Raw genomic sequence first — 12,646 nt, 5'->3', positions numbered from 1 at the left:
ACCCCGCACGCCCCCGGAGGTCCTGTGTTTCCCGTTTCGTTCGCCCGGCGGCGGCTGTGGTTCCTGAGCCGGCTCGGCGAGACCGGCGCCGCGTACAACTGCCCGCTCACCACCCGGCTGCGCGGTCCGCTGGACCCGCAGGCGCTGGCCGCTGCCCTCGGCGATCTGACCGGGCGGCACGAGGTGCTGCGGACGGTCTTCCCCGAGGTGGACGGGGAGCCCGTGCAACAGATCACCGACGGGGCGCCGGAGCTGCCCGTCGTCCGCCTCGGCGAGGCGGAACTCGCCGACGCGCTGGCCGCCGAGGCCGGGCACGTCTTCGACCTCACCGCGGAACTTCCGCTGCGGGCCCGTCTCTTCGCCCTGGGCGACGAGGAGTGGGTGCTGGCACTGGTGATCCACCACATCGCCACCGACGGCTGGTCCTGGGGGCCGCTCCTGACCGACCTGGCCGCCGCCTACGCCGCCCGCTGCGCGGGCGGGGCACCCGCCTTCGAGCCGCTGCCGGTGCAGTACCGGGACTACACGCTGTGGCAGCGCGAGCTGCTGGGCGCGGAGGACGACCCGGAGAGCCTGCTCGCCGAGCAACTGGCCTTCTGGACGCGGGAACTGGCCGGATCCCCGGCCGAACTGGCCCTGCCCGCCGACCGGCCGCGCCCCGCGGTGGCGAGCTTCGCGGGCGGCTCCGTCCCCGTCGAGCTGGACGCGGAGCTGCACGGACGGCTGCTGGAACTGGCCCGGCAGCACGGCTGCACCCTCTTCATGGTCCTCCAGGCCGGCCTGTCGGTGCTCCTGTCCCGCCTCGGGGCCGGCACCGACATCCCGATCGGGACCGTCGTCGCGGGCCGCGGCGACGAAGCGCTCGACGACCTGGTCGGCTTCTTCGTCAACACGCTCGTCCTGCGCACCGACCTCTCCGGAGACCCGGCCTTCACCGAGCTCCTGGAGCGGGTGCGGGAGAGCGACCTCGCCGCCTTCGAGCACCAGGACGCGCCCTTCGAGCAGGTCGTCGAGGCGGTCAACCCCGAGCGGTCCCTCGCCCGCCACCCCCTCTTCCAGGTGATGATGACCCTGGACAGCGGCGGGGGTCCCGCCTTCGCCCTGCCAGGCCTGGAGTGCGCGGAGGAGTCGGCCGCCTGGGACGTCGCCAAGTTCGACCTCACCGTCGACTTCCAGGAGCGGTGGGACTCGGGCGGCGGCCCGGCCGGGATCGGCGGAGCCCTGGAGTACGCGACGGACCTGTTCGACCGGGCCACCGCCGAGGACCTCGCGGCCGCCCTCCCCCGGGTGCTGGAGCGCCTCGCCGCCGACCCCTCCGCCCCGGTCGGGCGGGCCGACCCGCTCTCCGCCGAGCAGCGCGCCCTGGTCCTGTCCGGCTGGAACGACACGGCCGCGCCGGTGCCCGCCGGGACCCTGCCCGAGCTGTTCGAGGAGCGGGCCGCCCGCACCCCCGGCGCGACCGCCCTGGTCTTCCGGGACACCGCGCTGACCTTCGCCGAACTCGACGCCCGCGCCGACGCGCTGGCGCACCGGCTCGCCGGGCACGGGGTCGGCCCGGAGCACCTGGTGGCCCTGGCCCTGCCCCGGTCCGCCGACTCCGTCGTGGCGCTGCTCGCGGTGCTCAAGGCGGGCGCCGCCTTCGTCCCCGTCGACACCGACTACCCGGCCGAGCGGCTCGCCCGGCTGCTGGGCACCACGAGCACCGTCGTCACCGACGCCGCGACCGCCCCGGGGCTCCCGGACACCGGCGCCGTCCGCGTCCTCGTCGACGCGCCGGGCCCGGTCCCGGCGGGTGCCGCCGGTCCCGTCCCGGGCCGCCGGATCCTGCCCGGCAGCGCCGCGTACGTGATCCACACCTCGGGGTCGACCGGCGAGCCCAAGGGCGTCGTCATCGACCACGCGGGGCTGCGCAACCTCTACGCCTTCCACCGGGCCGGGGTCATCGCCCGCGCGGAGGAGCTGCACGGCGGGCGCCGGATGCGCATGGCGCTGACGGCCGCGCTGTCCTTCGACACGTCGTGGGAGGGGCTGCTGTGGATGGTGGCCGGCCACGAACTCCACCTCGTCGACGACGACACCCGCCGCGACGCGGCCGCGCTGGTCCGGCACATCGCCCGCGCCGGCATCGACGCCCTGGACGTCACCCCGACCTACGCCGAACAGCTCGTCGAGGAGGGCCTGCTGGACGATCCCGCCCACCGGCCCAAGGTGCTGCTGCTCGGCGGCGAGGCGGCGGGCGCGGCCCTGTGGACGCGGGTCCGGGCCGCCGACGGGATGCTCTGCCACAACCTGTACGGGCCCACCGAGTGCAGCGTCGACACCCTGTGGTGGGACGCCGCCCTCAGCGAGGAGCCGCTCGTGGGCCGCCCGCTCGCCAACACCCGGGCGTACGTCCTGGACGCCGGGCTGCGGCCCGTCGCCCCGGGCGTCCCGGGCGAGCTGTACCTGGCCGGACCGAGCCTGGCACGCGGCTACCTGAACCGGCCCTCGCTCACCGCGGGCCGCTTCGTGGCCTGCCCGTTCGAGGACGGGGCCCGTATGTACCGCACGGGCGACCTCGTCCGGTGGGACCGCGAGGGCCGCATCGAGTACCTCGGCCGCGCCGACGACCAGGTCAAGATCCGCGGCTTCCGCATCGAACCCGGCGAGATCGAGGCCTGCCTGCGCGCCTGCCCGGAGGTGGCGCAGGCCGCGGTGCTCGCCCGGGACGGCGGGCCCGCGGGGAAGCGGCTCGTGGCGTACGTGGTGGCGGCCGCGGGCCGCAGGCCCGAACCGGGCGCGCTGCGCGGGTGGCTCGCCGCACGGCTGCCGGACCACATGGTGCCCTCGGCCTTCGTGGTCCTGGACGCCTTCCCGATGAACCGGAACGGCAAGCTGGACCGGGCGGCGCTGCCCGCGCCGGACTTCGGCGCGCTGCTGAACTCCCGCGCCCCGCGCGGGCCCCGCGAGGAGCTCCTGGCGGAGCTGTTCGCGCAGGTGCTGGGGCTGCCGTCGGTGGGCGCCGAGGACAGCTTCTTCGAGCTGGGCGGCCATTCGCTGCTCGCGACCCGGCTGCTCTCGCGGATCCGGGCCGTCCTGGGCGGCGATCTGGGCATCCGCCAGCTGTTCCAGCACCCGACGGTGGCCGGGCTGGCCGCCTGCCTGGCGCGGGAAACGGCCGCCGGGGCGGCCCACCGTCCGGCCCTGACCGCGGCGGCGGAGCGGCCCGAGGCCCCGCCGCTGTCGGCCGCCCAGCGCCGGCTGTGGTTCCTGAGCCGGGCCGGCCAGTCCGCGGGCTACCACTGCCCGTTCGCGCTGCGGCTGCGCGGCCCGCTGGACACGTCGGCGCTGGCCGCGGCCCTGGGTGACGTCACCGATCGGCACGAGGCCCTGCGCACGGTGTTTCCCGAGGCGGCGGGCGAGCCGTACCAGCGGGTGCTGCCCGCGGGCGGCGGCGTACCCCTGGACCTGGTGGAGTGCGGTCCGGAGGGAACCTCCGCGGCCCTCGACGCACTGCTGGCCCGCCCGTTCGACCTGGCCGCGCGGCCCCCCGTACGGGCGGCGCTGCTCGCGGCAGGCCCCCAGGAGTGGGTGCTGGCCCTGGTCGTGCACCACATCGCGCTCGACGGGTGGTCCTGGGGGCCGCTGTTCCGGGACCTGTCCGAGGCGTACGCCTCCCGGTGCGCGGGCGCCGCGCCCGGTTTCGAACCGCTGCCGGTGCAGTACGCCGACTACACGCTGTGGCAGCGGGAGCTGCTCGGCGCCGAGGACGACCCCACGAGCCCGATCGCCCGCCAACTCGCCTTCTGGACCGGCGCACTGGCCGGTGCGCCCGCCGAGCTGGCCCTGCCCCACGACCGGCCGCGCCCGGCGGTGGCGGACTTCGCGGGCGGCTCCGTCCCCGTCGTGCTGGACGCCGATCTGCACGGCCGGCTGCTGGAGGTGGCCCGCGCGCACGGCTGCACCCTCTTCATGGTGGTGCAGGCGGCGCTGGCCGTGACCCTGTCCCGGCTCGGCGCGGGGACCGACGTACCGATCGGGACGCCCGTCGCGGGCCGTACGGACGAGGCCCTGGACGACCTCGTCGGCTTCTTCGTCAACACCCTCGTCCTGCGCACCGACGTCTCCGGCGATCCGACCTTCGCCGAACTCCTGGGCCGGGTCCGGGAGACCGACCTCGCGGCGTACGAACACCAGGACGTGCCCTTCGAGCGGGTCGTGGAGGCGGTCAACCCCGAGCGGTCCCTCGCCCGCCACCCCCTCTTCCAGGTGCTGCTCCAGGTACAGGACGGCGAGGACGGGACGCTCGCGCTGCCCGGCCTCGACTGCCGCCCGGAGCCGTTCCGCTTCGACGTCGCCCAGTTCGACCTGACGCTGGACGTCCAGGAGCGCCGGGACGCCGAGGGCCGCCCCGCCGGGATCTCGGGCTTCCTGGAGTACGCGGCCGAGCTGTTCGACCACGCCACCGCCGAGGACCTCGCCGCGGCCCTGGTACGGATGGTCGCACTGCTCGCGCAGGCGCCGGAGCTGCCGGTCGGGGCCGCCGACCCGCTGGCCCCCGCCGCCCGCCGGCGGATGCTGGAGGAGTGGAACGACACCGCGCTGCCGGTTCCGGACGCCACCGTGCCCGAGCTGTTCGCGGCGCAGGCCGCCCGCACCCCGGACGCGACGGCGCTGGTGCACGGCGCCGAGCGGATCGGCTTCGCAGCCCTCGACGCCTGGTCCGACCGGCTCGCCCGGCGTCTCGTCCTGGACGGGGCGGGTCCGGAACGGGTGGTGGCCATCGCCCTGCCGCGCTCCCCGGCGGCGGTGGCCGCGATCCTGGCCGTCCTCAAGTCCGGTGCGGCGTTCGTCGTGGTGGACACCGGATACCCGGCCGAGCGGATCGCGCACATGCTGGCCGACTCCGCCCCGGCGCTGGTGGTCACGGACTCCGCGACCGCCCCGCTGCTGCCCCTCGCGGAGTCGGCGCGGCAGGTCCCGCTCGTCCTCACCGACGGGGAGGACACGGCCGCCCGCGCGCCCGGTGCCGGGCCGCTGCGGCGGCCCCGGCCGGGCGACGCCGCGTACGTCGTGTACACCTCGGGCTCCACGGGCCGGCCCAAGGGCGTCGTCGTCGACCACGCCGCGCTGCGCAACCTGTACGCCTTCCACCGCGCCCACACCATGGCCGAGGCGGAACGGACCTCTGCCGGACGGCAGTTGCGGGTGGCGCTGGTGGCCTCGCTGTCCTTCGACGCCTCCTGGGACGCCCTGATGTGGATGGTGGCCGGGCACGAACTCCACCTGATCGGCGACGCCGTGCGCCGCGACGCCGCCGCCTTCGCCCGGCACGTCGCCGACGCCGCCCTCGACGTCGTCGACACCACTCCGACGCACGCCGAGCACCTGATCGAGGAGGGTCTGCTCGACGCCCCGCCGCGGCTGCTGCTGATCGGCGGGGAGGCCGCGGGCGAGGGCCTGTGGAGCCGGCTGCGCGCCACGGAGGGGATGCTCGCCTACAACCTGTACGGACCCACGGAGTGCACGGTCGACGCCCTGTGGTGGGACACCGCGCGCAGCGAGCGCCCGCTCATCGGCGGTCCCGTCGCCAACACCCGCGCCTACGTGCTCGACGCAGCGCTGAACCCGGTGGCGCCGGGGGTGCCCGGCGAGCTGTACCTGGCGGGTGCCGGGCTGGCGCGGGGCTACCTGCGCCGCCCGGGGACGACGGCGGAGCGGTTCGTGGCCTGCCCGTTCGAGGACGGGGCTCGCATGTACCGCACGGGCGACCTCGTCCGCCGGGACCGCGAGGGCCGCATCGAGTACCTCGGCCGCGCCGACGACCAGGTCAAGATCCGCGGCTTCCGCGTCGAACCCGGCGAGATCGAGGCCGCGCTCGCGGCGGCGCCCGGGGTGGACCGGGCCGCGGTGACCGTACGGGAGGACGGCCCCGGCGGTGCGAAGCGGCTGGTCGGGTACGTGGTCCCGGCCCCCGGCGGCGACGGCGACGGCGGCACGTGCTCCGCGGTGGACGCGGCGGACCTGCGCGCCCATCTGGCGGGGACGCTCCCGGCGCACATGGTGCCGTCGGCGTTCGTCGTGCTCGACGCCTTCCCGCGGACCCCGAACGACAAGCTCGACCGGGCCGCGCTGCCCGCGCCGGACCCCGGCGGGGCCGGGGACGGCCGTGTGCGCCGGGCGCCGCGCGGCCGGCGGGAGGAGGTCCTGGCGGGCCTGTTCGCCGAGGTGCTGGGGCTGCCCGCGGACGCCGTCGGCGCCGACGACGGCTTCTTCGACCTGGGCGGCCACTCCCTGCTGGCGGCCCGGCTGATGGCCCGGGTGCGCGAGGCACTGGGCGAGGAGCTCGGGGTCCAGGACCTGTTCGCCGCGCCCACGGTCACCGCTCTCGCCGCCCGCTCCGGCGGCGCGGTCCCCCGGGGGGACGCCGACCCGCTGGCGCCGCTGGTCACGCTGCGCACGGGAGCGCCCGGCGCGCCCGCCCTGTTCTGCGTCCACCCGGGCGCGGGCACCGGCTGGGTGTACCGGGGGCTGCTGGAGCACCTGGACCCGCGGCAGCCCGTGCACGCCCTGCAGTCGCGGGCGCTGAGCGAGCCGGGGGCACGGTCCGGGAGCGTGGCGGAGCTGGCCGCGGAGTACGCGGCGCGGATCCGCGCGGTGCAGCAGCACGGCCCGTACCACCTGCTGGGCTGGTCCTTCGGGGCGGTGGTCGCGCACGAGGTGGCCGTGACGCTCCAGCGGGACGGCGAGGAGGTGGCCGCTCTCACCCTGCTGGACGGGTATCCGGCGGCCCCCGGCGAGACGGCGGCCCCGGCGGCGGACCCGCTGCGGGACCTGCTGGAATCGCTCGGCTACCCACCGCGGGAGGAGTGCGGCGCGGCCGGAGGGGGTCCGCTGACCCTCGCCGGGCTGGTGGCGGCGGCTGCCGAAGAGGGCCCGCTGTCTGTCTTCGACGGGGAGACCGTCGCCGCCCTGGGCGAGGCCTACGTCCACCACGACCGGCTGGCCGCCGCCCACCGTCCGGGGGTGTTCCGGGGCGGGGTGACGCTGGCCGTCGCCGCCCACGAACCGGACGCGCCCGGGCCTCGGGTGTGGGATCCGTACGTCACAGGCCCGGTCACCCAGCACGAAATACCCTGTGCGCACGGCGAGATGATGGCGACCAAGCCCGCCGCCGAGATCGCCGCGCTGCTGGGCGAGGGCACGGTGGGACGGTGAGCGCCGGTCGCGGCGCGCTGCGCCGCCGGGACTTCCGGCTGCTGTGGGCGGGCGAGTCCGTGAGCCAGTTCGGGAGCGCGGCCACCCGCGTGCTGCTGCCGCTGATCGCGGTGGACACGCTGGACGCGGGGCCCTTGACCATGGGGGTGCTGAACGCCGCGGCCTGGGTGCCGTGGCTGCTGTTCGGACTGCCCGTGGGGGCGTGGACCGACCGGATGCGCCGCCGGCCGGTGATGATCGTGTGCAACGCGGTGTCGGCGCTGCTGATGCTGTCGCTGACGGCGACGGTCTGGCTGGAGGTCCTGACGACCTCCCAACTGATGCTGGTGGCCGTCCTGTCGGGGACCGCCGACGTGTTCTTCCGGGCCGCCTACAGCGCGTACCTGCCGACCCTGCTGCCGCACGAGGAGCTCGCCGACGGCAACGCCCGGCTCCAGACCAGCGAATCGGTCGCGGAGGTCGTCGCACCGGGGGCGGGCGGGGCGCTGGCCCAGGCCGGGGGCGCGGCGGTCGGCTTCCTCGCCGACGGGCTGAGCTTCCTGGTCTCGGCGGCTCTGCTGCTGCGGATCCGGACCCCGGAGGGGCCGCCCGGCGGAGAGGAACGGGCACCCGCGGAACGGTCGTTGGCCAAGGAGATCCGCGAGGGCGTGGCCTTCCTCGTCCGGGACCCCTTCCTGCGGACGATCCTGCTGTGCGACGCCGCGATGAACCTGTTCCTGGCCGGTGCGCAGTCCCTGTCGATCCTGTTCCTGAGCCGGACGGTGGGCGCGCCGGGCGCGCTGATCGGTGTCCTGATCGCCCTGGCCGGGCTGGGCGGGGTCCTGGGCGCGGTGGTCTCGCCGCGCCTGACCCGCCGGTTCGGGACGGCCCGGGCGGTCCTGCTGTGCGCCTTCTGCGGGGGCCCGTTCGGGCTGCTGATCCCGCTCACCACGGACGGGGTGGGGCTGCTGGCCTTCCTGGTCGGGGAGTTCTGCCTGATGACCGGGGTGGTCGCCGGGAACGTCATCATCGTCAGCTTCCGGCAGGCGTACTGCCCGCCGGACATGCTGGGCCGGGTCGGCTCCACCATCCGCTTCGTGATGTACGGGACGATCCCCGTCGGCAGCCTCCTCGGCGGCGCCCTCGGCACCCTCCTCGGCGAACGCGACGCCCTGTGGCTCCTCTACGGCGGCAACGCACTGTGCGCTCTGCTCCTCCTGACGGGCCCGCTCCGCGCCGGGCAGGACCTGCCGACGGTACCGGAGCCGGCCGGGAAGGGGGACGGGATCACCCCGTGAGCGCGCCGGGCGCCCGGCGGTGCGGCCGGTCTTCCTTCATCCGCGCCACTCGAACAGGACGAGCGTCGCGTCGTCCGAGGTGGTTTCGCCGCGTGCCCTCTTGAGGGTGTGGGACAGGTCCCGGGCCACCGTGCGGATCCCGTGGTCGTCCTGCTCCAGCCGGTTCACCCAGTCGATCAGCTGTTCCTCGCCGAACTGCTCCTGCCCGCTTTCGTGTTCTTCGATCAGACCGTCGGTGAAGCAGAGGACACGGTCGCCGGGCTCCAGCGCCACCGCGCTGACCTGCGGCTGCGCCCCTCCGAAGCCGACGGGGAGGGTCGTGGGGCTGTCCAGTCGGCGTACGACGCGGTGCGCGCGGATCAGCATCGGCGCGGGATGCCCCGCGTTGACCCACTGCAGGCGCCCCGTGTCGGTGTCCAGGCGCATCATCTGGGCGGTCACGAAGTGGTCCGGGTCGAACTGCTCGGCGACGGCCCGGTCCATGAAGAGGTAGATCTCGGACAGTTCGATGCTGATCCGGCGGGCGTGGCGGTACGCGCCGATGGCCACCGTGGCCATCGTCGCCGCGTCCAGGCCGTGCCCCATGGCGTCGACCATGGCGAGGTGCAGGACGTCGCCGTTCAGGGCGTAGTCGAAGCTGTCCCCCGCCACGGCGTAGGCGGGCTCCAGGACTCCGGCGACCGCGACGTGCGGCATCACCATCGACAGCGGGGGCAGCAGGGACCACTGGATCTCCGCGGCCACGGTCATCGGTTCACTGCGGCGGGTCCGGAAGAAGAGGTCGGTGTAGCCGTTCTTGGTCTGCAGCAGGTCGGCCACCAGGCCCGCGATCCTGCGCAGGAGGCGGCGGGCGTCGTCGTCGATCCCGTCCAGGGTGACCGAGAGGACCCCCACCTGGTCGCCGCCGTCCAGCAGGGGCAGGTGGACCCGCACGCCGTCGGGCGCCAAGACCTCGACGGTGCGTGACTCCAGGAAGCACCGGCCGGCCTCGGACCGGTCGATGGGCTGCGGATCACCGGCGCCCGCACCGTCGGCGGGCAGGGGGACCAGCTGCTGCTGTCCGTAGTCCTGGAGCAGGACCTGCGGTGCGCGGCCACCCATCCGGGCCACCGTCTCCGCGACGAGCGGGCCGACCAGATGGGGTGGCAGCTCGTGCGCACGATCCAGGAACACCCCGAGCAGCTCCTCCCCGAAGCTCTCCGAGCGGTCCGGGTCCCCGCGCCCTCTGACGGTCATCCTGTTGCCTCCAACCAGGCGGCGGGACGGCATCCGGTTGCACGGGCGGCCTGCCCTCCAGGATGCTCCCCGGTGACCGGGCACGCCACACGGCTTCCGTGCGCGCCCCGGCCCTCGTCGGCCGATGATGGGGGTACGGCCGAACACGCGGAGCTGACCATGACGGGGTGGCGCGTCAGGGACTACACCCAGGACGATCTCGAAGCGGTGCTCCGCGTGGACGCCGAGACAGGGACGGGCGAAGAGTCACCGCTCTTTCCGCTCTCGGACACCGTGGCGGCCCTCCAGGCCCTCCACCCGGCGGTGGTGGCCACCGCCGACGAGGAGGTCGTCGGCGCTGCCGTGAGCAGGGTGGAGGGTGACCGGGCGTGGATCCTGCGCATAAGCATGGCGCCGGCCTGGCGGCACCAGGGGCTGGGCAGCGACCTGATCACGGCCCTCGAACACCGGCTGTTCGCCGGTGGCGTCCGGACGGTCCACGCGGTCCTGCCCGACGGTGAGACCGGGGCCACCGCCCTGCACAACTGCGGCTTCGGCGCCCGTCCGGGCCTGGTCTTCTTCGAGAAGCGCGGGCGGGTGACCCCGCAGGCGGTCGGCATGCTCGCGTCGCTGGGAGCGGAGCTGCCTCCCGGAGGACTGTGGCAGAGGGTCGCGGGCATGCAGCGGGAGAAGGAGCTCATCGAGCGGCGTCTCGTCCTGCCACTGGCCCATCCGGAAATGGCCGCCCAGCACGGAGTGGAGCTGCCTCGGGCGGTGATGCTGTTCGGGCCGCCCGGGACGGGGAAGAGCACGTTCGCGCACGCCATCGCCAGCCGTCTGGGATGGCCGTTCCTCGAACTGTTCCCCGCCCGGCTGGCCGCCGAGTACGGGCTGGCCAGCGGGCTGAACCGGCGATTCGACGAGATCGCCCGGCTCGATCACGTCCTGGTCTTCATCGACGAGGTCGAGGAGATCGCGGGGACCCGGAGCGGCGCCGACGCGACCGCGGTCGGCGTCGTCAACGAACTGCTCAAGGCGATCGTGCGGTTCCGGGGCCAGGACGGGCGGCTGCTCGTCTGCGCCACGAACGACGTGACCACGCTCGACTCCGCGTTCCTGCGGCACGGCCGTTTCGACTACGTACTGCCGATCGGCCCGCCCGACGACCGCGCGCGGACCGCGCTGTGGGAGAGCTACCTGGCCCGGGCGGGCGCGGAGGCCGACAGCGCGGTGCTGGCGACCGCCAGCGAGGGGTTCACCCCTGCCGACATCGCCCATGTGGCGCGCACCGTCTCCCAGGTCCAGTTCGAGCGCACCTTCGACACCGGAGCCCGGGCCCGCCCCACCACCGACGACTATCTGCGCACGATCGGCGGGACCAGGCCCACGGTCAGCGCGGCCATGGCGCAGGAGTTCGCCCGGCAGACCGAGAAGTTCGCCCGCATCTAGACACGCCCTAGGCGTGCTGTTCGGATGGGGCCGGGCCCGGGGCCGTCCCTTCCTCCTCGGCCTCCATGCGCCGGATTCCCTCGTGGGTGAGCGTGACCATCGCCGGGGTGTTGCCGGGTTCCCAGTCGACGGTGATCAGCCCTTCGCCCGCCAGGTAGGTGCAGGCGGCGGCCAGGTCCTGTTCCGGTACCTGGAGGTCGCGCCGCAGCTGTGTTCCGGTGATGCCGAGGAGGCGGTTGCCCTCGACGGCTTCGTACAGGACCCGGAGCACTTGATCGCGGTAGGTCTTGCGTTCGCGCAGGGTGGCCATGACCGCGTCCTTTCGTGTGGGGGTGGGTTGGGGGTGGGCTCCGGGGCCGGTCGGGGCTTCTCAGATTTCGTCGGAGTGCGCGCCGGTGCCGGCCGGGGTCCTGCTGGCGGCCAGCCACGAGCGGGCGGGGCCAGAGGGGGTCGCCGTGTCCACGGTGAGGTGGAGGCGGGTGTTGCCGTCGAGGGCGGGGTAGCTGCGCTGTTCCGCGCCTGCGAAGCAGCGGCGGAGCGCCTCCGCGACCGCTCGGGCGGCTTCCGGGGTATGCGCGATGATCCGGACCTCGGCGTGCCCGAGCGAGGGCAGTGTCTGGGTCTCGATGTACTTCACGTAGGCGTGTTCCCTTTCTGAGGGGTGAGAGGCCGGCGGAGCGGGGCGCCGGGGCGCCCCGACCGCTGCCCCCGGTCGGAGGAAGGTGTTCCTCACCGGCCGGCACCCGTGTGGTGGGCTCGACGACCGGTGTCGTCCGGCAGGCCGGAGGGCCTCGGCAGGGGGTCACTGAAGCGGTAGGCCTCGATCCGCGCGTCGTGCCGGGCGTTCAGCAGGTGGATCCAGCGCATTCCGATGCCGATCATGAGGATGATCACGGCGATGACGACGACGGTCTCCACGGAGCTCACCTCCAGCCGTTCGCGGACAGCGGTAGGGCGCTTCGTCCGAACGGCTCACCGAAGGTGGACATGCAGGCCCCGCCCTCGTCCTCCCAGGCGGCTTCCCGACGGCGCGCGTCGCGGACGCCACGTCCGATGACGGTTTCGTTGGCCATCAGGACGCCTGCGGCCAGGACGCTGCCCGGGATCGCGGCGGCGGCCATCAGCCGGGCCGCGGCCGCGGGCTCGGTCTCGGGCGGGACGACGAGGAGGTCCCAGCGGCCGACGGTGTAGGAGAGCAGGATCAGCTTGTCCGGGTCCTGTTCGGTGAACCAGCCCACGTGCAACAGGTGCCCGGCCACGGCGACCGTGCGCGGGATGACCGGCCAGCGGCTGGGGTTCACGCTGACGCGGGTGATGCGCCCCCAGGTCTCGTCCAACGCGGCGGCGAGAGGAGGGAGCTCGGCTTCGAGGTCACGCGAGCGGGGCCACCAGGCACCGTCCAGTTGACCTGCGAGGGTGGTCTTCGGGGTGAGGGACAGTCGGGCCGGGCGCAGGACAACAGCCGGCTGCGCGGCGCGGTCGAGGGTCGTGGTCATGTCGCGGACCCG

General features: G+C 74.8%; 8 protein-coding genes. 3 read left to right on the top strand and 5 right to left on the bottom strand.

Annotated features, from left to right (window positions below; genetic code table 11):
* Positions 1–24 precede the first annotated feature (24 nt).
* Together IG86_RS0122905 and IG86_RS0122900 are read left to right on the top strand one after the other, a co-directional pair.
* Complete coding sequence (locus tag IG86_RS0122905) at positions 25–7,197, top strand: amino acid adenylation domain-containing protein (RefSeq protein ID WP_051785335.1); 7,173 nt, start codon at positions 25–27, stop codon at positions 7,195–7,197.
* Entirely contained in the window at positions 7,194–8,474 is a 1,281-nt protein-coding gene (locus tag IG86_RS0122900) for an MFS transporter (RefSeq protein WP_045936668.1), read from the top strand. Before IG86_RS0122905 ends, IG86_RS0122900 begins: the two co-directional genes overlap by 4 nt.
* 36 nt (positions 8,475–8,510) lie before the next feature.
* Here IG86_RS0122900 and IG86_RS0122895 read toward each other — a convergent pair whose 3' ends face one another.
* Positions 8,511–9,710, bottom strand: a complete 1,200-nt coding sequence (locus IG86_RS0122895) for a PP2C family protein-serine/threonine phosphatase (protein ID WP_030899152.1) — start codon at positions 9,708–9,710, stop codon at positions 8,511–8,513.
* A gap of 159 nt (positions 9,711–9,869) precedes the next feature.
* Between IG86_RS0122895 and IG86_RS0122890 the strand changes: the two genes are divergently transcribed.
* Positions 9,870–11,138, top strand: a complete 1,269-nt coding sequence (locus IG86_RS0122890) for an ATP-binding protein (RefSeq protein WP_030899150.1) — start codon at positions 9,870–9,872, stop codon at positions 11,136–11,138.
* A gap of 7 nt (positions 11,139–11,145) precedes the next feature.
* Here the strand turns inward: IG86_RS0122890 and IG86_RS0122885 are convergent, their stop codons facing one another.
* The 4 genes from IG86_RS0122885 to IG86_RS0122870 form a co-directional block, all read right to left on the bottom strand.
* Positions 11,146–11,448 carry a hypothetical protein gene (locus tag IG86_RS0122885; RefSeq protein WP_030899146.1) on the bottom strand — a complete coding sequence of 101 codons (303 nt, stop codon included), beginning with the start codon at positions 11,446–11,448 and terminating at the stop codon, positions 11,146–11,148.
* A 60-nt stretch (positions 11,449–11,508) separates the two neighbouring features.
* Positions 11,509–11,775 carry a hypothetical protein gene (locus IG86_RS0122880; RefSeq protein ID WP_030821669.1) on the bottom strand — a complete coding sequence of 89 codons (267 nt, stop codon included), beginning with the start codon at positions 11,773–11,775 and terminating at the stop codon, positions 11,509–11,511.
* Positions 11,776–11,867: 92 nt separating this feature from the next.
* Positions 11,868–12,056 (bottom strand): hypothetical protein, encoded by a 189-nt coding sequence (locus IG86_RS0122875; protein WP_157854864.1) that lies wholly within the window; start codon positions 12,054–12,056, stop codon positions 11,868–11,870.
* 5 nt (positions 12,057–12,061) lie between these two features.
* The gene (locus IG86_RS0122870) at positions 12,062–12,634 is read right to left on the bottom strand and encodes a DUF5994 family protein (RefSeq protein WP_030899141.1); all 573 of its coding nucleotides are present in this window, start codon (positions 12,632–12,634) and stop codon (positions 12,062–12,064) included.
* Positions 12,635–12,646: the final 12 nt, after the last annotated feature.

This window comes from Streptomyces virginiae, assembly GCF_000720455.1.
GTDB classification, from domain to species: Bacteria; Actinomycetota; Actinomycetes; order Streptomycetales; family Streptomycetaceae; genus Streptomyces; species Streptomyces virginiae.
Note: the sequence above shows the minus strand (reverse complement) of the source record. Positions and strands in the feature narration are given on the sequence as shown.

Excerpts from the sequence above, each read along its gene's own strand:
- IG86_RS0122895 (WP_030899152.1), bottom strand. The coding sequence starts at position 9,710 with ATGACCGTCAGAGGGCGCGGGGACCCGGACCGCTCGGAGAGCTTCGGG.
- IG86_RS0122890 (WP_030899150.1), top strand. The coding sequence starts at position 9,870 with ATGACGGGGTGGCGCGTCAGGGACTACACCCAGGACGATCTCGAAGCG.
- IG86_RS0122885 (WP_030899146.1), bottom strand. The coding sequence starts at position 11,448 with ATGGCCACCCTGCGCGAACGCAAGACCTACCGCGATCAAGTGCTCCGG.
- IG86_RS0122870 (WP_030899141.1), bottom strand. The coding sequence starts at position 12,634 with ATGACCACGACCCTCGACCGCGCCGCGCAGCCGGCTGTTGTCCTGCGC.